Below are 19,298 nucleotides of genomic sequence, written 5' to 3' on the forward strand. Positions count from 1 at the left end.
TTGGACGCTGCCGCCGGGACGGCGGGCACCATAATGACCAATGAAGCAAGTACATTGAATGCGAACGCCGTCGCCAAGACTCTTCGCCACACGGGACCACCTGTCGAAAGGTTGAATAGTGAATCGGGAGAAAACACCGAAGCATGTAAATTGGAATACCTTCGCCAAGAGTCTTCGCCGCACGAAACAAATTGTCAAGAGAGCGAATAAGGCCGGATAGGCACATCGATGACGGAGGCATGCCGCCCCGGCAGGTGGAGGCAGGATTCCACGCCTCCAGAGTGTGGTGAGACAGGATTTTTACCGACGGTTATCTTTCGTCCACATCCGCATGGGTCCTGAGGGGGATCCTCCGGCTGTGCATCGGCCGATGCTCCCTCAACCTCACCGCTCCGACGATTTTCACCCTGACCGGGCAGGACACAGTGACCGGATCGGCCGCCGTCCGCGCCGCCGGGCTGACCAAGGCGTACGCCCCGGGAAGACAGAGGCGATCGCGCTCGCCGGCGTCCATGTGGAGTCCCCGTGCGAGCACTTCTCCGCGATCACGAGCCCGCCGGATCGAAGGAGTCAACGCTGCCCTGCCGTCCTCCCCGGAGACGACCGGCGAGCAGCACACCAAGCCGGCCCAGTTGCGCGCGGACCGGATGGAGGCTTCAAGGCCGCTCAACGGCGACGAGTGGGGGCCGGCGCAGGCCAGCCGGGAGAAGGCGTTGAAGGAGGCGGCACGGGAGGAAGGCTGACAGGGAGGCGTGCCCCGCGCTGGTGGCCGGGGCGCGCCTGTCAGGTTCAGGGGATGTATATGAGGAAGTAGAAGCCCGCCCGGCGGTACTGGTCACCGGCGTAGTAGCGGCAGCCGGCCAGCCCGGTGAAATCGCCGTGCTCGGCGGCATCCTGCCAGCCGGCCCGGCAGTCGTCCATCGTCGCGTACCACTTGGACCAATACCAGTCCGGAGGCAGCGGAGCGAAGGCGTGGCTTCCGGCGCTCCCGACCGAGGCGGTCTGGTAGTTGACGGATGCGGATGCGGATGCGGCGCCGGCCAGAACGGCGGCGCCCAGCGCCGTCGCGAGTAACGCGGCAGGTAATCGGCGGATCTTCACGGTGACTCTCCTCGGTCGGGTGGGTGGGAGAACACCTTCAGATGAGCACCGATCGACGAGGTCGGGGAACTCTCGGATTTCCATATTTCGGCTGCATGGTCCCGCTTCGGCGCCTGCCGGCTCGGACCCGAATCAGCTGCTCGCCTGGTCGGCTGTCACGCCGCCCCTCATGCCCGGCCTCGGCGGCTTTCGGCACCGCCTGGGGCACCTGCTCGACGGTCCGGTCTTCGAGCTGGATGGGCGAACCGGCCAGGACATGCCATTACTGCATCCGCACCAGGGCCTGGTCACCGTCGGCTTCGGTGACCACCGTGACATCCCCCGTGATCACGCCCGCCTCATCGGTCGTCAGCCGCCCGGCCCTACGACTACTTCGTCCTCGTACTGTGCCGTCTCGCCCATCTCGCTCCTGCTTCCTGGCCGACCTGTCTACAGGTGTCCCGCATCTCAGTCAGTGCCGTCCGCTTGTCCGCCACCGCCGTCTCACCAAATGAGTCAGGTCTGATCCGGATAGCCCAGATCGAAGGCGGCGTCGGTCAGGTGGGCCGTTCTCACCTCCGGGTCGTCGAGGAGCTCGCGGAGGGCGGCGAGTTTCCAGCGGTCGAGGAGGAGGGCGTGCACGACGCCTTCCTCGGCGGCTCCGGTCAGCTGGTACGGGGTCAGCCCGAATTCTTGGAAGTCGTCCGTTTCGTGGAGCAGCCCGGTCCATCGGCGGAACTCGGCCAGTGCCGTCGCGGGTTCGGCCTCGCACTGGTAGGTGGGGCTGTTGCCGGGGAGCATGCCGCGGTTCCAGACGATCGCGTTCGTCCGGGGAACGAAGGAGGAGTCGTCGTAGAAGGACGGGTCGTAGACGTAGGAGACGTCCGCTTCCGCGCAGATCCGGTGTTTCCGGTTGAAGGCGATGAGCTGTTCGGTGGTCATCGCGTGGGTGAACTCCACGACCGCGACGGTTTCGAGCGCCTTCGGGAGGGCGTCCACGGTCTTGCGGGTCTTCTCGGCGAGCGCGTCGTCGGCACCGGGATTCGTCTCCACGGCGGTGATCGCGTCTCCCAGGGCGCCGGAGGGGCCGGAGAGGGAGGGGGCTCGTATGGTGCCGAACAGGTTCTCCGTGATCTCGTACTCCTGTTGGGGCTGGTCATGACCGGCCCGGCGCGGTTCCCCGGTCAACGTGTAGGTCGCACCCAGCAGCCTTCCACCGTCGCTGTAGCCGTCCGACAGGCGTTTGTCGGGGTTCGCGACGCGGGCGACCGTGCCGTACACCTGGGCCAGTCGTTCGTCGTCGAGGTCGACGTATCTCGCCAGGAGTCCTTCGGCCGCGTTGAGCGCCAGGAACAGCAGGACGCTGACGCTCAGGACCTTGAGGAGGGACTTGGCCGCGTACGCCCAGTCGGGCTCTCTCGTGTTCATCGCCACGCTCCGGTGATCTAGATCAAGGAGCACCATAGCCACCCAGGTATGGAAATATGGTGAAATTTCGGCGAAAGGTGCTCGTAACAGAGAGCCTCCGGCTGGAGCGGGAGATTTTCCGATCGGCACCTGGCCATGATTGTGGGATGAATTCCCTCAGGACCGTTGTCGCGGTTGTCATGGCCGGGGCGTTTCTCACCTCCTGTGGTTCGGCGCCGACCTTCTCCGCGCAGGTGAAGAGCGGTGCGACGGCCACGCCGACGGGAGGCGCCGGAGGCGAAGGCCTTTATCCCTCCGGTTTCGATCCCGGTGCCTACACGCCGCCGGACGACTGGCAGGAGGCCTGCAAAAAGAACTACACCGCTTTCACCGTCCCCCTGCTCGCCGGATGGAACGCGATCCGGGGACTTGTCGAGAATTCGGAGTATTCCTCCTACCACTCCGGATCACTCAAGGTGATCCACGAAATGCTCACCGAGCCCGCGCAGCAGAAGGTGCTGAAAGCCTGCCTGCGGGCCGATCCGGTGGTCGGGGGCCGGTTCGAGAACGGTGTGGCGGTCCTCGGGGAGGTCGTGGACATCGTCTGCCGGGGGGAGGAGGCGCGGTCGTGCGGGAGGTGGGAGCTGACGGCGGACGAGCGGGTCGTGCTGGGCAGGAGCATCCCGCAGGTGCTCGCCGCGCTCCCCCCGAAACGCCAGGAGGGAAGCGCGAGCGTCTCCGGGCAGAGCTGAGGCGACCGGGACCGCCGGTGCGCCCCGATCGGGTTCCGTCGCCCGGAAGATTTGTCGCCGCACTTGGAAATAGAACCCCTGGGGGGTATGTTGATGCCACACGACGACATACCCCCCGTGGGTAATGAGAGGAGAGGTTCATGTGCACTGCGTGTGCGTGCGGCACCCAGAACGGCGACTCCGCGCAGGCGGTGACCGGTGGCGCCGGGGCGGCTGAGGCGAACGTCTACACGGTCAGCGGCATGACCTGCGGCCACTGCGTCTCGTCGGTCTCCGCCGAGATCGGCAAGGTCGGCGGCGTGACCGACGTCCGGGTCGACCTGTCCAGTGGCGCGGTCACCGTCAGCGGAGCGGGCTTCTCCGACGAGGAGATCCGTGTGGCGGTCGAGCAGGCGGGTTACACGCTGGCCACCGCCTCGCCCGCCGGCGCCGCCTAGGCGATGCCCCCCGGGGGTAGCGAACGCGACCTGTGGGCGGTGCCGTACAGGGGGCGGCGTTCTCCCGGAAACAAGGTGCCGCCCAGGAACAGGCCGCCCAAGGACAAGAACCAGAACAAGCTGCCCGACAACAGGTGGTGGGCGTGCATTGGCGTGCACGCCCACCGCGGGGCCGGTCGAGTCGAATCACACCCAATCCCCACCCCCATCCTGCCTCGTCGGCAGGAATGCGAGAAATCAGGAGTGCGGCATGAATGCCGTCAATCCACGCAGGTGGCAGGCACTCGTCGTGCTCGCCGCCGCGCAGTTCATGGTCATCATGGACACCTCGATCATCGGTGTCGCCCTGCCCGACATGCAGCGCGACCTTGGCTTCTCCCCGGGCGGTCTGCAGTGGGTCTTCAACGCCTACGTCATCGCCTTCGGCGGTCTGCTGCTCCTCGGCGGGCGGCTGTCCGACCTGCTCGGCGCCCGTAAGGTCTTCACCACCGGCTGGGTCATCCTGATCGCCGGATCGGTCGTCGCCGCGGCGGCGAGCACCGCCTGGGTCGAGATCCTCGGCCGTGGCATCCAGGGAGTCGGCGGAGCGCTCATCGCCCCCGCCTCGATGACCCTGCTCATGATGCTCTTCGGGCACAACCCCCGCGAGCTGGGAAAGGCCATGGCCCTGTACGGCGCGGCCGCCCCGGCGGGAGGCACCGCAGGGGTGTTCCTCGGCGGCGTCATCACCGAGTACCTGAGCTGGCCGTGGGTCTTCATCGTCTACGTGCCCATCGGCCTGGCCACCCTGGCGGCCGTACCCGCGCTGCTTCCCTCCGTCCAGGGCAGGCGCGGTTCGGTCGACGTGCTGGGCGCGGTCTCCGTGACCGCGGGAATCGCCCTGGCGGTCTACGCCATCGTGCGGGCCCCTGAGCAGGGCTGGACCTCGGCGGCGACGGTGCTTGAGTTCGCCGGAGCGCTCGCGCTGCTGGCGCTGTTCCTGGTGGTCCAGCGCACCGTTCGCGAACCCCTCATGCCGCTCGCCGTCTGGCGCACCCCGGGCCTGGCCACCGCGAACCTCGCGATGACGCTGCTCGGCGCGGCCTGGATCCCGATGTGGTACTTCCTCAACCTCTACCTCCAGCAGGTCCTCGGCTACGGCGCGTTCCCCAGTGGCGCCGCGCTGCTGCCGATGACCGTAGCGATCATGATCTTCATGATCGGCATCACCGCCCGGCTGCTCGGCCGGTTCGGCGCCAAGCCGCTCATCGTCATCGGCCTCGCGGTCATGGCGGCGGGTGTCGGAGGCCTGTCCCTCGCCCGGCCGGACGGCGTGTTCGCCGTGGACGTCCTGCCCGCCTCCCTGATCGCGGCCGTGGGAATGTCCCTGGCGTACATCCCGGCGATGATGTCGGCCATGTCAGGGGTGGGGCCGCAGGAGAGCGGACTGGCCTCGGGCATCGTCAACACCACCTACCAGATCGGTTCGGCGATCGGCCTGGCGGCCATGACCGCGATCGCCACCTCCCGGCCGGTCGAACCGGGTGACCTCGCCGGTCTCACCGACGGTTTCCAGGGCGCCTTCGTCGGCGCGGGAACGGTGGCCGTCGTGGGAGCCGTCCTCGCCCTGCTGCTCATCCGCAGACCGAAGCGGGCGGCCGAGAGCACGGGTGGGGAAACAGATGGGGAAAAGGAGACGGCCCACGCGTGAGACGGTTTCGGGGGTCCGCTTCGGCGGGCCCCCGGATCGTCGGTTCAGCCGTGGACCGGTATTCCAGTGGATGATCCGGCATGTCAGGCCATATGCGGTAGAAGTAAGAAGCATGACCGCAGAACATTCGCCCGTGAGACTCGTGAAGCTCGGAGCGAGCGTCCGGATCGGGGTGCTGTTCGGGGCGGTTTTCGGGGCGGCGACCTCTCTGGTCAACGCGACCTCCAACCACTACGCGGACCTCGAAAGCCGGGTCGCCACGACCAGTGGGGCGTCGGCCATCGAGATCGTGAGCGTGATGATCGACTCCGGCTGGGCCTGGGCGGGGTTGGCGGTCGCCATGGGATGGCTGATGGCCCGCACCATGGGGGGCGACCCAGGGGAGAGGACTTCCAGGCCGCTCGTCCGGGGGGCCGTCGCCGGGGCCGCGGCGCTGCTCGCGGCCACGGCGGCCTACGCCTTCGTGGACACCGTCTGGAGAGGCGAACCGCTGCTCTCCTGGTATCTCTCCGAATCGCCCATATGGTGGGTGGCCGGTGTCGTCCTCGGGGCGCCCCTGGGGGCCGTGGGCGCCTGTGCCGTACGGCCGGGAGCGATCGGTCTTCTCGCGAGGATGGTCGTGCCGGTCGGCGCGGCCGTACAGATGGTCGTGCTTCCTCCGGGCAGGAACGAACGGATCACGACCATCGGTCAGACGGTCGTGTGGACGCTCGCCGCCCTGTTCGTCGGCTTCGTCGGCGCCCGCTTCCTCAGCGGACGCCGTTCCGCACCACCGGTCCCGGAGCCCGAGTGAACACCGAGGGCGTCACCGCCCCAGCAGGTCGGGCTGGTCGATCGTCCACAGCCACGTGCCGTCACTCTGACGACGAGCCACCTCGACGGTGACACCGCCGTCGGGCAGGAGCACAGAGGTGAGCGCCAGGTCGCCGTTGCGCAGCGCGGGCAGCCTCCGTCCGGGGGTGAAGACGGGCCGGTCGCCGACCAGCCGCGTGTAGGCCTGGCGGATCTCGTCGGCCCCCCGGGCGAGCAGGCCGCCGGGCAGCGCCAGCACCGCGTCCGGCTCGTAGAGCGCCACCAGCCCCTCGACGTCGCCCGCGTTGAGGCGCTCCACGACGAACCGGCTGAGATCCTCCGGTTGGACGGCACGCTCTCGGACATCGTCAACGCTCATCGCCCATGCTCCCCTCGAACGCGGCATGTCGCCTCGGACGACAGGGATCATGCCAGGGAGGTCCGACAGAACCGGGACTCAGCGAAGGAACTCCAGGAGCACCGGGGTGATGGCCTCGGGGGCGGGGCCGTGGCCCTGGCCGGGAAGGACGCGGCGGGTCGCGTTGGGCAGGGCCGCGGCCACCGCGTCGGCGGCCTCGGGAAGGCCGGGGAAGGTCTGGTCACCGGAGTAGACCACCGTCGGCACGGTGACCGAGGACCAGCGACCGGCCCAGTCGGGGTCGACGTTGATCTCGTGGACGCCGGCGAGGTCGTAGACGAGCGTCGGGGCGACGGAGACCATCTCCGCCCAGCCGGTAGACTGGGCCATCCCGTCGACGACCTCGGCCGGAACCCCGATGACCGAGGTCAGGTTGTAACGCATCGCCTCGTCGTTCTCGCCCTTGGCCAGCAGGGCGCGCAGCGCGGCCAGGTGCTCGGTGTGGTCGGCACCGGCGAACAGCGGCGGTTCGTAGAGCGCCAGTGCGGTGACGCCGATCCCGGCCTCCGCGGCGGCCAGGGCCACGGTGGCCCCTGAGGAACTGCTGTAGAGGGTGGCGGTCCCTCCGACGGCCTTGACCAGCGCGGCGAGATCCTCGACCTCGCGCTCAAGCGCCCACGGCGCGGTGTCGCCGGAGCGCCCACGGCCGCGCCGGTCGTAGTCGACGGCGGTGAAGCCCTCGGCGGCGAGCAGTCGCGCGACCTGGCCGGTGTTGTGGTCGATGGCACGGTGCTGGGTGGCGCCGCCGACGAAGACGACGGCGGGTCCGTCACCGTATCGGTCGTAGTCGACGACCGTGCCGTCCTGGGAGATGACTGTGCTCAAGATCCTGTCTCGATTCGTGAGGTCGGGTGAGGGACGCGTGGGCGCGCCGCCGTCGCGGCCAAGGGTAGGTCGCGGCCAAGGGTAGGGAGGGGGACCGACACTTTCGGTCCCTTCTTCGGCGATCAGGTCGACATCCGGGCGTTTCCACCTGGTGAAGGCGCCAACGGAGTGGGGGTAAGTCCGATTTGAGGGCACATGTAACATGCGTCTCGCCTGACCGATTCAGCACCAGTCCGAGCGAGGAGCGGCTGTGCGAGACATCACCGTGTTCAGTGGAAGCGCCCACCCTGAACTGGCGGAGGAGATCTGCTCCCACCTGGGGACACCGCTGCATCCGGTAAGGATCAAACGGTTCGCCAACGACTGTCTTGAGGTGCAGTTGCAGGCCAACTGCCGGGAACGGGACGTGTTCCTGATCCAGCCGCTCGTCCCGCCGGTTCAGGAGAACCTGGTCGAGCTGCTGCTGATGCTGGACGCCGCGCGAGGGGCGTCGGCGGCCAGGACGACCGTGGTGATGCCGCACTTCTCCTACGCGCGCTCCGACAAGAAGGACGCCCCGCGCATCTCGATCGGGGCGCGGCTGGTCGCCGACATCCTGGCGACCGCGGGCGCCGACCGGGTGCTCACCATGACCCTGCACTCCCCGCAGGTGCACGGCTTCTTCAGCGTGCCGGTCGACCACCTGCACGCCCTGCGCGAGCTGGCCGCCCACTTCCGGCAGTACGACCTGTCCAACACCGTCGTCGTCTCCCCCGACCTGGGCAACGCCAAGGAGGCCGCGGCCTTCGCCCGGTTGCTGGGCACCGAGGTCGCGATGGGGGCCAAACAGCGCTTCAGCGACGACCGGGTCACGATCGGCTCGGTGATCGGCGACGTCACCGGCAAGGACGTCATCGTCCTGGACGACGAGATCGCCAAGGGCACGACCGTGATCGAACTGCTCGACCGGCTCCGCGAGCGGGACGTCAGATCGGTGCGGATCGCCTGCACCCACGGGGTGTTCGCCGCAGGGGCCCTCGACAGGCTGGGGGAGCAGCCGGACGTCGAGGAGATCGTCTGCACCAACACCGTCCCGCTTCCCGATCTCAAGCCGGACTCCAAGCTCCGCGTCCTGTCGATCGCCCCCGTGCTCGCCGAGGCCATGCGCCGCATCCACGACGGCGAGTCGGTCAGCGCCCTGTTCGACGCCTCCTGAAACCCGGCACCGCCGTACGGGAAATCCGCCGTACGGAAATGCGCCGTACGGGAAAGGTGTCTTTCCCGTACGGGGAACCACTTCGAGAATGCGGTCTTTCCGATTTCCGGGCTTCTCAAAAACGGTTTTCACGAAGGGGCCGGAAAACAGAAAGCCCACGAAGGGCTCCATGGTCGTCTCCGGGTCACAGATTGGCGCCGAAGTGCGTTCTTGTGTCCTTCCTCCCGGCATTCCAGGATGAGGTCATGTAGCTCATCCGGCATACCAGAAGAGGCGACAGTGACACAGACCGTGGAAATTCCGGGATATGTGGCGGGGACGTGGACGATAGATCCGGCCCATTCCGAGGTCGGTTTCGTCGTACGGCACCTGCTGATCAGCAAGGTGCGCGGGCGGTTCACCGCGTTCGAGGGGCGGATCGTCACCGGGGCCGACCCGCTGGAGTCGAGCGTCACCGCGCGGGTCGACCTGGCCTCGGTGGACACCGGAAACCCGCAGCGGGACGACCACCTGCGCTCGGCGGACTTCCTGGAGATCGACAGGTATCCGACCCTGACCTACCACGCCGACGCGTTGCGGCGTGAGGGGGAGGAGTTCGTCCTGGACGGCGAACTCACGCTCAAGGGGGTCACCCGCCCGGTCCCGCTGAGGGTCGAGATCAACGGCTTCGGCCCCGACCCCTATCTTCCGGACCCCAGGGCCGGTGCCCGGGTCGGTTTCTCGGCGCGCGGCGAGATCGACCGCACGGATTTCGGGGTCAGTTTCAACAGCCCCATTCCCGGCGGTGAGGGACTGGCACTGGGGGAGAAGGTGCAGATCTTCCTGGAGATCCAGGCGGCGCTCGTCGTGTGAGAGGGGATCACCCGCCGAGCGCGTCCCACAGGGTGGCGAACTCCTCCTCGGTCAGCGGGTTCAGGCCGAAGTCGTCGGGATAGAGCGGGCCCTCGGCCAGGAAACCGTGTTCGTCGGAGATGTGCCGCCACGAGTACCGGCGGGCGACGCCGTCGGCGCCGAGTTCGGCGTGCCTGACGGGCCAGTACTCGCCGCCGTCGTCGATGACGGCCTCGAACAGCCACACGTGGCCGTCGCCGTCCCTGCCGTACCAGTACCAGTGCCGCCGGTCGCTCTCGTCGAGCGCCCGGATCGCCGCCCTGCGTGGTTCCTGGGACATCGCGCTCCTTTGCGTAATGTGAAATACGCTACTTTCCGTTATGTTGCGTGTTCTTGGTCCGCTCCAGGCGGAGGTCAACGGTCGTCCTGCGGACCTGGGCGCCTTCCGGCAGCGGGCCGTACTGGCCCGGCTGGTCGCCGCGGGCGGCCACATGGTCTCGACAGATCGTTTCATCGACGACCTCTGGCGTGGACAACCCCCGCCCAAGGCGCTGGCCGCGCTCCAGGTGTACGTGTCCAACCTGCGGCGGACCCTCGAACCCGACCGGCGGCCCCGTACCCCCGCGACCGTGCTGGTCAGCGCCGCGCCCGGCTACCGGCTGCGACTCGACCCCGAACTGGTCGACGCCTGGGCCTTCGCCGCGACGGTCGAGGAGGCCGCCACGGCGCTCGCCGGGGACGGGGCGGCGCGGGCGCTCGACCTGCTGGACCGGGCGCTGGCGCTGTGGCAGGGGCAGGCCTACGCCGAGTTCGCCGACCAGGAATGGGCCGTAGCCGAGGCCGCGCGCCTCGACGACCTGCGGCTGGCCGCCGTCGAACACCGCGCCGAGGCGCTGCTCGCCCTCGGCCGCAACGCCGAGGTACGGCTCGAACAGCACGTCCGCGCCCACCCGCTCAGGGAGAACGCCGTACGGCTGCTCGCCCTGGCCCACTACCGGGCGGGACGGCAGGCGGACGCGCTGGCCGCGATCAGGAGGGCCCGCGAGACCCTCGCCGAGGAGCTCGGCGTCGATCCCGGCCCCGAACTGCGCGCCCTGGAGAGCGACATCCTCACCCACGCGGCCCGGCTGCGCTCGGCCGTACCGGAACGTCCCCTGCCGTCCCCACGCCCGATGCCGTCCGAGGAACCGGCCGTCGAGATGGTCGGCCGTACGGCGGAGCTGGCCGCGCTCGACGCCGTCGCCGACGGCCGTGGGCCGCGCACGGTCTGGCTGGGCGGGGAGGCGGGCGCGGGCAAGAGCACGCTCGCCAACGCCTTCGCCCGGCGCCTGGCGGGGAGGGGATGGCTGACCGTCACCGGACGGTGCCCGGAGACCGACGGCGGGGCGCCGCCGGCCTGGGCGTGGAGCGAGGCCCTGCGCGCCCTGGCCGCCGTCCGCCCGCCCCAGGAGGGCCTCGCCGTACGGCTCGCGCCCCTGCTGGCCGACGAGACCCCGGCGACCGGCCGGTTCCGGCTCGCCATGGCGGCCGAGGACTACCTGACGCGCGTCGTGACCGGCGGGACCCGGCTGCTGGTCGTGCTTGAGGACGTCCACCGCGCCGACGCCGAGACACTGCGCCTGCTGCGCCACCTGGCCGTACGGCTCGCGACCGTGGAGATCATGGTGCTGGCCACCTACCGGAGCGCCGAGACGACCGACGACCTTGAGGCGACCTGGGCCGCCCTGGCCGGGCGGGAGACCCACCGGCTCGCCCTGGGCGGCCTGGACGTCGCGGACGTGGCCACACTGCTGCGGGAACGCTCGGGACACGACGTCGATCCGGAGACCGTCCGCGCGGTCGCCGAACGGACCGGGGGCAACCCGCTCTTCGTCTCCGAGACGGCCAGGCTGATCAGCACGGACGGCACGGGAGCCGCCCTGGCCCTGCCACCCGGGGTGCGGGACCTGATCAGGCGCAGGATCGCCAGGCTGCCCGCGACCGCGCGGACCACGCTGCGGGACGCGGCGGTCGTCGGCAGGGACGTGGACGTGGACGTGCTGCTCGCGCTCGAAGGGTGCGACGAGGACACCGTGCTCGAAGGGCTTGAGGCGGGCGTGATGACGGGGCTGCTGACCGAGCCGGCCCCCGGGCGGGTGCGCTTCGCCCACGTCCTGGTCCGCGAGACCCTCTACGAGGACACGCCGGGGCTGCGCCGTACCCGGTTGCACGGCAGGGTCCTCGGGGCGCTCGAACGGGCCAGGCCGGGTGACGTCCTGGCCCTGGGACACCACGCGCTGGCCGCCGCGACCCCGGCCACGGCCGGGCGGGCGGTGCCGTACGTGGTGGCGGCGGCGCGGCGGGCGGCGGACCTGCACGCCCACCGGGAGGCGGGGGCCCTCTACCGGGGCGCGCTCGGCCTCGTCGAGGACGACAGGGAACGACTCGACCTGCTGTGCGGCCTGGTGGGCGCCGAGGCGCACGTGGGCGACGTGCTGGCCGCCAGGGCGGACCGGCGGCGGGCCATCGAGGTGGCGCGGCGGCTCGGAACGGGGCTCACCCGGGCGCTGACCGCCTACGACGCCCCGGTGACCTGGTCCATCCAGCCGGCCCGGCGGGTGGACGAGGAGTTCGTCGCCGCCGTCGAGGAGGCCCTGACCGGCGAGAACGACGACGAGACCCGCTGCAGGCTGCTGGCCACGCTCACCTTCGAGCTCGAAGGGCACCGGGAGGAGGAGTGCGAGGTCCACAGCGCCGAGGCGCTGCGCCTGGCCAGGGAGTCGGGCCGCGCCGAACTGGTCTGCCTGGCGCTCAACGCGCGCTACTTCGTCCTGCTGACGCCGCACCGGCGGGCCGAGCTCGAAGCGGTGGGGCGGGAGCTGGTCGAGCTCGGCGGGCGCGCCGGGCTGCCCGGATACCGGATGCAGGGCCACCACGCGCTCTTCATGGTGAGCCTGGGCCGCAACGACCTGGCCGCCGCCCGTCACCACGCCGACCGGGCGCTCGAACACTCGACCACCGGCCAGCTGGGGCTGGCGCTGAGCGTGCTGGCGATGCTGGACGCCCTGGTCCTGCTGGTCAGGGGCGACTTCGCCGCCGCCGAGCGCTCCTACACGCGTACGGCGGAGCGGATGGCGGCGGCCGGGGGGCCGCAGGCCCTGGCCGTCGGTGTCTTCGGCCGGTTCGTGACCCGCCTGGCCGGTGGGCTGCCCCAGGACGTCGAGGAGATCAGGGACGTCTACGAGCTGCTCCCGCCCGACACCTCGGAACTGCTGGTCGCGGCGCTGGCCGCCGAGGGGAGGCACGAGGAGGCCAGGGCGGTCTGGGAGCCGTACTGGCGGGCCAGGCAGGACTACTACTGGCTGATCCGGCTGACGCTGCGGGCCCGTAACGCCGTGACCCTGGGCGATCGGGAGGTCGCCCAGCGGTGTTACGAGGACCTGCTGCCGTGGGACGACGAGCTGGCCGGGCTGTCGTCGGGCTCGGTGACCCTGGGGCCGGTCGCACACGTCCTCGGGGACCTCGCGGAGCTCCTCGGCGAGGACGGGGCAGGCCATTACGCCAGGGCCGTACGGGTCGCGGAACGGATCGGTTCCCCGCACTGGGCGCGTGAGGCGGCCCGAGCCCTGGCCTCGGCGCGCGAGACCTGAGAGCGCTCAGCCGTCCGCGAGGGGGCCGTAGATCATCCGCCTGCGGCGGCGGTGGCCGCCGCGCAGCAGGGAGAGCAGCACCGTCAGCACGGGACCCGCCATCCTGCGCAGCCGGACCAGCTCCTCGGGCCTGGCGTACTCCTCGATCCTGGGCAGCTCGGTCCTGATGTCACCGCCCTTGCGGACGGCCTTCTCGACCTTCGCCCAGTCGGCGACGGACACGTACTTCATGATGATCGGGAAGAGCAGCCGTTCCTCCTCCTCGATGTGCTCGTCGAGCATGTCGGCGAGCCTGGTGAGCAGGGCCGCGAGGCGGGAGGCGTTCCCGGTAGAGACGGTCGAGGCGAAGGCGGCGGCCTGGCCGACGACCTCCGCGAGCAGCGGGTCGAGTTCCGAGTGGTCGTCGCTCAGGTCCCGAAGGTCGACCTCGGCCCCCGCGGACCGTTCGATGACGGGCCAGAGCACCTCGTCCTCCGACACGTGATGGTGGTGGATGCCCGCGCACAGCCGGGTGACGTAGGCGCCGACGGCCGCCGCGCGGGCCACGTCGGCCGTCTGCCTTCCCTCGGCCAGCTCGGTGGCGAGTACGGCCAGGCGGCGGGTCTCCCCTCGCATGGCGCGATGGGTGATCTGGAAACCCAGAAGTTCGGGGGTCGTCACGGCTCTCTCCTCGGTGGTGTGTCTCGTGGTGAGACCACGATGCGAGAGGCCGCTTATGTGGCACTTGGTGACCACTTGGCGTGGGCGCGGGCCCCGGTCCCGTGATGATCCGGATTGATTTCGCATCACGCCGCCGAGCCGTGTATGGTTACACCTGTCCGCAGCGACAAGGCGAAGAAAAGACGCCAAGTCAGAGCGGGCAGGCCCCTTTAGCTCAGTCGGCAGAGCGTCTCCATGGTAAGGAGAAGGTCTACGGTTCGATTCCGTAAAGGGGCTCGACAGCCTCCAGGCCCTGACCAATCGGTTGGGGCTTTCGGCTTGGGTGGACGTTGAGGCCCACCGCAAGACGCTCAAGGACCCGGCGAGTGGACGGGGCATAACCGGGGGAACCCGGAAGATGGCCCTGACCTGCGCAAGTACGCAGTCAGTCCACAGGTCGGGTATCCTTGCGGGGGCCGTCACTCAGATGGCTCCAAGGCGGAGTAGCTCAGTCAGGCAGAGCAAACGGCTCATAATCGTTGTGTCGCCGGTTCAAGTCCGGCCTCCGCTACTACCCTCCCGGTCTCCCTTACGGGGCACCGGTGCGGGTTGTCCCAGTCCCGAACGTAGAAAGGCACTCCCAAGTGGCTGCCACCGACGTTAGGCCGAAGATCACGCTGGCCTGCCAGGAGTGCAAGCACCGCAACTACATCACGCGGAAGAACCGGCGCAACGACCCGGATCGGCTTGAGCTGAAGAAGTACTGCCCCAACTGCAAGACGCACCGGGCGCACCGCGAGACCCGCTAGTTCTCGCGAGGACTCCCGCATCTCTTCGGGAGACGGCTGCCTCGGTAGCACCCGCAAACTCAACGCGAACCGGCGTCCTCTTCGAGAGGGCGCCGGTTTGTCGCGTTCGCACAGCTTTCCTGTCCGGGTGTTGACCATGACCGACAGCCGCGCGGGGGCCGGGGAGGGCTACGGTTTCCTGGTGGCCGTACCGGCGGCCCCCAACCAGCTCGATATCCGTAAAGGAGCACGATGGCTCTGAACCGCGATTTCGTCGGGCGGGCGTCCACGCCCTCTCCGCCCTACGAGGTCAGCCGTGTGAAGATCAGGGAGTTCGCGGCGGCGATCGGGGACGACAACCCGGTCTACCGGGACGCCGAGGCCGCGCGGGCCGTCGGTCACCCGGACGTGATCGCCCCTCCGACCTTCCCCATCGTGTTCAGCCTGGCGGGCGGCTCGATCCTGGCCGACCCGGAGCTGGGGCTCAACTTCGCCATGGTCGTCCACGGTGAGCAGCGTTTCGAGTACCAGCGGCCGATCCACGCCGGCGACGAGCTGGTCACCGTCTCGACGGTGACCGACATCCGCAGCGTGGGCCGCAACGAGCTCATCACCGTCAGGAGCGACGTCTCCACGGTCGAGGGCGAGCCCGTCTGCACGACCTACAACACCATCGTCGAGCGCGGGGGGGCGGGCTGATGGCCGCGACGGTCAAGTACGACGACGTCGAGACGGGGCAGGAGATCCCCGCGGTCGACTACCCGGTCCGCCGCGTCAACCTGGTGATGTACGCCGGGGCCTCCGGCGACTTCAACCCCATCCACTGGAACGAGCGCTTCGCCAAGGCCGTCGGCCTGCCCGACGTCATCGCGCACGGCATGTTCACCATGGCCCAGGGCGGCCGGTTCGTCACCGACTGGGCGGGCGACCCCGGAGCCGTCGTCGACTACGGCGTGCGCTTCTCCTCCATGGTGGTCGTCCCGGACGACGAGCAGGGGGCGGTCATCACGGTCAGCGGCCTCATCGAGCAGAAGCTTGAGGACAAGCGCGTGGTGGTCGCGCTGACCGCCCGTTCCGCCGACTCCAGGGTGCTCTCCAAGGCCCGCGCGGTGGTCCAGCTGGCCTGACGGTACGGCCTCCCCGGGCCCCGGGGTCCGGGGGCGGAGTGTCGTGCCCGGCGGGATTTGTTTCGCCTGATTTCTCCTTCCGTGCGTGGGTAGCGTCCTGGAATGAGCGAAGTACCACCTCACGTGACCGCTCTCGCCGAGCGGTGGGTCAGGGCCAGGACCGGTGACGATCTCGCGGGGGCGGAGACGCTGCGCGGGGAGATCGAGGCCGAGGGCTGGCTCGTCCGCGCGCTCGGCGAGGGTTTCGACCTGGTTCCCCGGCCGTCTTTCGAGGTGTGGCCGACGGTCAGCGCCGTACCAGTACCCGAAAAGCCGATAAATCCGGAGAATGCCGAGGGATCGGTGAAAGCGGGCCGGGTGACCGGCACCGTACCGCTTGAGGAGGGCACCTCGGAGGCCGAGCGGGTGCGGGAGGCCGCGGCACCCGGCGCCCGCCCGGAACGGCTCGGTGACCTGGAGGCCGAACGGGTCGCCGGGACCGAGGCCGCTCCCGCCCAGGAGCCCGAGGGCGTCGAACTCACCGGCAGAGCCGGGAAGAACCGTGGGCCGGGGAACGCCTCCGGAGCCGGTGGCCGCGACAGGACCGGGGAGGACCGTGGGGACCCCGAGCGGATGATCGAATCCCAGCTGCTGTGGGACGCCAGCCTGTCGGTCTCCCGGCTGGACGAGGAGGTCACCCCGGTCGAGCCCGAGGAGCCGGTCGCGCCGCCGAGCGTGACGGTCGCGCTCGTGGTGGACGGCTGGCCGGAGGACCTGCTTGAGTGCGTCAGGGCCGTGGTCGCCCGCACCGAGGCCAGGATCATCGCCCTCGACCTGGGCAACGTCGACGGGGCAGGCGAGGTCCTTGAGGAACTGGTCAAGGAGTACCCCCACCGGGTCGAGGCCTGGCATGTGGCCGAGATCGCGCACTGGCGGGGAGGCACGGCGGGGTGGGGCGAGAGCCGTACGAAACTGCTGAAGCTCGACGGCGCGGACGTGCACGTGGTGATGGAGACCTCCACCATCCTGGACGGCGACGCGATCACCCCCCTGATCAAGGTGCTTGAGGACGACGTGGTCGCGGCAGGCTGGAAGGGCGTCGACCCGGGGGAGGACGGCCACGACTGGCACGAGGCGGGGCCCGGGGAGGTCAAGGGGGTGCTCGGCCACCTGTTCGCCGTACGCCGCGACGCCGCGCTCGCGGCGGGCGGTTTCTCCCGTGACGCGCGTTACTACCGCAACGCCGACCTGGAGTTCTCCCTGCTGCTGCCCGGCACGGTCGTCGCCCTCGACCGGGACCTGCCCGTCCACCAGGAACGGCACCGCGGCTACCACGACGTCGACCCCGCCTACCGGGACAGGGAGTCGCGCAGGACCTACGACCGGGTGCTCGGCCTGCTCCGCTCCACATAGCGGCTCCCCGTAGGCTGGTCGCCGGATTGTCGCACCGGGCGTGGGGAAGCGCATGACTGAGCGGGTCGCAGGGGTACGGCTGGCGCCGTACACGACGTTGGGGCTGGGCGGGGCCGCGAGGGCGTTCGCCGAGGCCGGGTCGGCGGAGGAGATCGTCGAGCTGGTCGCGGCGGCGGACGCGGCGGGGGAGCCGGTGCTCGTGCTCGGCGGTGGCAGCAACCTGGTGGTGGCCGACGAGGGCTTCGACGGCCTGGTGGTGCGGGTGGCGTCCAGGGGTGTGCGGACCGAGACCGAGGGTGGGAGGGTCCGGGTCACCGCGCAGGCGGGGGAGGACTGGGACGCCCTGGTCGCCCTGACCGTCGCCGAGGGGTGGTCCGGAGTGGAGTGCCTGTCCGGCATCCCCGGGCTGGTCGGCTCGACGCCGATCCAGAACGTCGGCGCCTACGGGCAGGACGTGTCACAGACGATCACCGGGGTGCGGGTCTACGACCGCGGGACGGGCGAGGTCAGGGACATGGACGCGGCGGAGTGCGGCTTCGCCTACCGCGACAGCGCGTTCAAGGAGGAACTCGGCAGGCACGTCGTGCTCTCGGTCACCTACGAGCTGGCCGCCGACGACCTGTCCGGGCCGGTCGCCTACAAGGAGCTGGCCCTCAGGCTGGGTGTCGAGCTGGGGGAGCGGGTGCCGCTCGGGCGGGCCCGTGAGGCCGTGCTCGCCCTGCGCGCGGGCAAGGGCATGGTGCTCGACCCGGCGGACCCGGACACCCACAGCGCGGGCTCGTTCTTCACCAACCCGGTCCTCAGCGCGGCCGAGGCGGCCGAACTCGACCTGCGCGTGCCCGGTTTCCCCCGCTGGGACATGCCCGGGGGCTCCGTCAAGGTCCCCGCGGCCTGGCTGATCGAGAACGCGGGCTTCCCCAAGGGCTACCGGCGCGGCCCGGCGCGCATCTCGACCAAGCACACCCTGGCCATGACCAACCCCGAGCTTTCTGCGACCACCGAGGAACTGCTCGACCTGGCCCGCGAGGTGCGTGACGGCGTGCTGGAGAAGTTCGGGGTCACGCTGGTCAACGAGCCCGTGATGGTCGGAACCGGCCTGTGAGGGCATTTGCGGGCGCCTGTTATCGTGGACCGGTAACACCCGAGGGGGAGTAGTCCCAATCGCGTGATCGACATACTGGCGCCATGGCGCCCGGTCGCGCGGGCCTTGAGGCGGAGACGCCGAGGCGGACGAGACCTTCGGCCTGGCAGGCATACATCGATGCCGCCGGGCCGAAGTCGTGCCCGAGACTCCCCGGGTGCCCCTTCCGGCCCGGCCGCGCGCGGAAGGGCAGCTCGTTGGAAGCATTCTGGATCAGTCTCGCCGTGATCTTCGTCGCCGAACTCGGCGACAAGAGCCAGCTCATGGCGATGACCTTCGCGACCAGGTTCAAACCGTGGCCGGTCCTGGCCGGTATCACCCTGGCCACCGCGGTCGTCCACCTCGTCAGCGTCGGCCTGGGCAGGCTGGCCGGTGACCTGATCCCCACCACGGCCATCACGATCGTGGCGGGCCTGGCGTTCCTGGGGTTCGCCGTGTGGACGCTGCGCGGGGACGAGCTGACCGACGAGGAGGAGCAGAAGGCCAGCCGTACGACCAGGTCGGCGATCGTGGCGGTGACCGTGGCGTTCTTCCTCGCCGAACTCGGCGACAAGACCATGCTGGCCACCATCACGCTGGCCACGCAGTACGGCTGGTTCGGCACCTGGCTCGGCTCGACGGTCGGCATGGTCGCCGCGGACGCGCTGGCCATCCTGGTCGGCCGCATGCTCGGCAAGCACCTGCCGGAGAAGGTCATCAAGTACGGCGCCGCCGCCGCGTTCGCCGTCTTCGGCGTCGTGCTGCTGGTCGAGCCGCTGTTCGCCTGAGCCGGGGCTCACGGGGCGGCCGGTGCCCCGCCTTCTGCTGACCCGAGCCGTTCGCGGATCTCCCGCAGGCTCGGGTTGACCAGGCCGGTGCCGTCGGGCATGACCACGGTCGGGATGAGCCAGGAGCCACCGCCGATCTCGGTGATGCGCTCGATCGCCCCTGGGGTGTGGTCGACGTCCACCTCCGTGAAGGGGATGCCGGCCCGGGTGAGCTGGGACTTCAGGCGTTGGCAGTGGCCGCACCAGGGGGCGCTGTAAACGGTGAGGGAGTCCATGCATTTCCCATTCGGAAGGTGGGTTTGACCGGGGTGCCGTCGGGCGAATACTCTCCAGAGCCAAGTGGATAGTAATGGTAGACGCAGCAGCTAGACAGGCTGGCTGGTCGCAG

At 69.8% G+C, this 19,298-nt stretch carries 20 protein-coding genes and 2 tRNA genes; 15 read left to right on the forward strand and 7 right to left on the reverse strand.

Annotation, left to right across the window (positions count from 1 at the left end; all coding sequences use genetic code 11):
- Positions 1-789 precede the first annotated feature (789 nt).
- Positions 790-1,101, reverse strand: coding sequence for a hypothetical protein (locus ACIBVQ_RS12015; protein ID WP_352010794.1), 312 nt, complete (start codon positions 1,099-1,101; stop codon positions 790-792).
- 495 nt (positions 1,102-1,596) lie between these two features.
- Entirely contained in the window at positions 1,597-2,508 is a 912-nt protein-coding gene (locus tag ACIBVQ_RS12020) for a hypothetical protein (protein ID WP_399177225.1), read from the reverse strand.
- A 146-nt stretch (positions 2,509-2,654) separates the two neighbouring features.
- Here ACIBVQ_RS12020 and ACIBVQ_RS12025 point away from each other — a divergent pair, with 146 nt between their 5' ends.
- The 4 genes from ACIBVQ_RS12025 (at position 2,655) to ACIBVQ_RS12040 (ending at position 6,159) form a co-directional block, all read left to right on the forward strand.
- Entirely contained in the window at positions 2,655-3,239 is a 585-nt protein-coding gene (locus ACIBVQ_RS12025) for a hypothetical protein (protein WP_399177227.1), read from the forward strand.
- A gap of 140 nt (positions 3,240-3,379) precedes the next feature.
- Entirely contained in the window at positions 3,380-3,676 is a 297-nt protein-coding gene (locus tag ACIBVQ_RS12030; RefSeq protein WP_352010791.1) for a heavy-metal-associated domain-containing protein, read from the forward strand.
- A gap of 250 nt (positions 3,677-3,926) precedes the next feature.
- Positions 3,927-5,366 (forward strand): MFS transporter, encoded by a 1,440-nt coding sequence (locus tag ACIBVQ_RS12035; RefSeq protein WP_399177230.1) that lies wholly within the window; start codon positions 3,927-3,929, stop codon positions 5,364-5,366.
- Between the two features lie 133 nt (positions 5,367-5,499).
- Entirely contained in the window at positions 5,500-6,159 is a 660-nt protein-coding gene (locus ACIBVQ_RS12040) for a hypothetical protein (protein WP_399177232.1), read from the forward strand.
- A gap of 12 nt (positions 6,160-6,171) precedes the next feature.
- On the opposite strand, the gene ACIBVQ_RS12045 is transcribed toward ACIBVQ_RS12040, so the two are convergent.
- Positions 6,172-6,537 (reverse strand): nuclear transport factor 2 family protein, encoded by a 366-nt coding sequence (locus tag ACIBVQ_RS12045; protein ID WP_352010788.1) that lies wholly within the window; start codon positions 6,535-6,537, stop codon positions 6,172-6,174.
- 78 nt (positions 6,538-6,615) lie between these two features.
- On the reverse strand, positions 6,616-7,401 hold the full coding sequence (locus ACIBVQ_RS12050) for an alpha/beta fold hydrolase (RefSeq protein WP_399177234.1): 786 nt from the start codon (positions 7,399-7,401) through the stop codon (positions 6,616-6,618).
- A 250-nt stretch (positions 7,402-7,651) separates the two neighbouring features.
- On the opposite strand from ACIBVQ_RS12050, the gene ACIBVQ_RS12055 reads away from it, so the two are divergent.
- Together ACIBVQ_RS12055 and ACIBVQ_RS12060 are read left to right on the forward strand one after the other, a co-directional pair.
- Positions 7,652-8,596 (forward strand): ribose-phosphate pyrophosphokinase, encoded by a 945-nt coding sequence (locus tag ACIBVQ_RS12055; protein WP_352010786.1) that lies wholly within the window; start codon positions 7,652-7,654, stop codon positions 8,594-8,596.
- Positions 8,597-8,875: 279 nt separating this feature from the next.
- The gene (locus ACIBVQ_RS12060; RefSeq protein ID WP_399177237.1) at positions 8,876-9,448 is read left to right on the forward strand and encodes a YceI family protein; all 573 of its coding nucleotides are present in this window, start codon (positions 8,876-8,878) and stop codon (positions 9,446-9,448) included.
- A gap of 7 nt (positions 9,449-9,455) precedes the next feature.
- Here ACIBVQ_RS12060 and ACIBVQ_RS12065 read toward each other — a convergent pair whose 3' ends face one another.
- On the reverse strand, positions 9,456-9,767 hold the full coding sequence (locus ACIBVQ_RS12065; protein WP_352010784.1) for a hypothetical protein: 312 nt from the start codon (positions 9,765-9,767) through the stop codon (positions 9,456-9,458).
- Between the two features lie 40 nt (positions 9,768-9,807).
- Here ACIBVQ_RS12065 and ACIBVQ_RS12070 point away from each other — a divergent pair, with 40 nt between their 5' ends.
- Positions 9,808-13,056 (forward strand): BTAD domain-containing putative transcriptional regulator, encoded by a 3,249-nt coding sequence (locus ACIBVQ_RS12070; RefSeq protein ID WP_399177239.1) that lies wholly within the window; start codon positions 9,808-9,810, stop codon positions 13,054-13,056.
- 6 nt (positions 13,057-13,062) lie between these two features.
- Here ACIBVQ_RS12070 and ACIBVQ_RS12075 read toward each other — a convergent pair whose 3' ends face one another.
- Entirely contained in the window at positions 13,063-13,716 is a 654-nt protein-coding gene (locus ACIBVQ_RS12075) for a hemerythrin domain-containing protein (protein WP_399177241.1), read from the reverse strand.
- 203 nt (positions 13,717-13,919) lie between these two features.
- On the opposite strand from ACIBVQ_RS12075, the gene ACIBVQ_RS12080 reads away from it, so the two are divergent.
- From ACIBVQ_RS12080 to ACIBVQ_RS12115, 8 genes are all read left to right on the forward strand, one after another.
- Positions 13,920-13,992: transfer RNA gene (locus tag ACIBVQ_RS12080), tRNA-Thr, on the forward strand.
- A gap of 200 nt (positions 13,993-14,192) precedes the next feature.
- Positions 14,193-14,266: transfer RNA gene (locus tag ACIBVQ_RS12085), tRNA-Met, on the forward strand.
- Positions 14,267-14,339: 73 nt separating this feature from the next.
- Entirely contained in the window at positions 14,340-14,504 is a 165-nt protein-coding gene (gene rpmG, locus ACIBVQ_RS12090; protein WP_036325591.1) for a 50S ribosomal protein L33, read from the forward strand.
- 231 nt (positions 14,505-14,735) lie between these two features.
- Positions 14,736-15,182, forward strand: a complete 447-nt coding sequence (locus ACIBVQ_RS12095) for a MaoC family dehydratase N-terminal domain-containing protein (protein ID WP_352010781.1) — start codon at positions 14,736-14,738, stop codon at positions 15,180-15,182.
- Positions 15,182-15,610 (forward strand): MaoC family dehydratase, encoded by a 429-nt coding sequence (locus ACIBVQ_RS12100; protein ID WP_352010780.1) that lies wholly within the window; start codon positions 15,182-15,184, stop codon positions 15,608-15,610. The genes ACIBVQ_RS12095 and ACIBVQ_RS12100 overlap by 1 nt, the downstream gene beginning before the upstream one ends.
- A 102-nt stretch (positions 15,611-15,712) precedes the next feature.
- On the forward strand, positions 15,713-17,002 hold the full coding sequence (locus ACIBVQ_RS12105; protein WP_352010779.1) for a hypothetical protein: 1,290 nt from the start codon (positions 15,713-15,715) through the stop codon (positions 17,000-17,002).
- Positions 17,003-17,054: 52 nt separating this feature from the next.
- Positions 17,055-18,104, forward strand: coding sequence for a UDP-N-acetylmuramate dehydrogenase (locus ACIBVQ_RS12110; protein WP_352010778.1), 1,050 nt, complete (start codon positions 17,055-17,057; stop codon positions 18,102-18,104).
- Between the two features lie 236 nt (positions 18,105-18,340).
- Positions 18,341-18,910, forward strand: coding sequence for a TMEM165/GDT1 family protein (locus tag ACIBVQ_RS12115; RefSeq protein ID WP_352010777.1), 570 nt, complete (start codon positions 18,341-18,343; stop codon positions 18,908-18,910).
- 8 nt (positions 18,911-18,918) lie between these two features.
- Here ACIBVQ_RS12115 and ACIBVQ_RS12120 read toward each other — a convergent pair whose 3' ends face one another.
- Positions 18,919-19,185 (reverse strand): glutaredoxin domain-containing protein, encoded by a 267-nt coding sequence (locus ACIBVQ_RS12120; protein ID WP_362912690.1) that lies wholly within the window; start codon positions 19,183-19,185, stop codon positions 18,919-18,921.
- Positions 19,186-19,298: the final 113 nt, after the last annotated feature.

Source organism: Streptosporangium sp. NPDC049376 (assembly GCF_044466505.1).
Taxonomy (GTDB): Bacteria; Actinomycetota; Actinomycetes; order Streptosporangiales; family Streptosporangiaceae; genus Streptosporangium.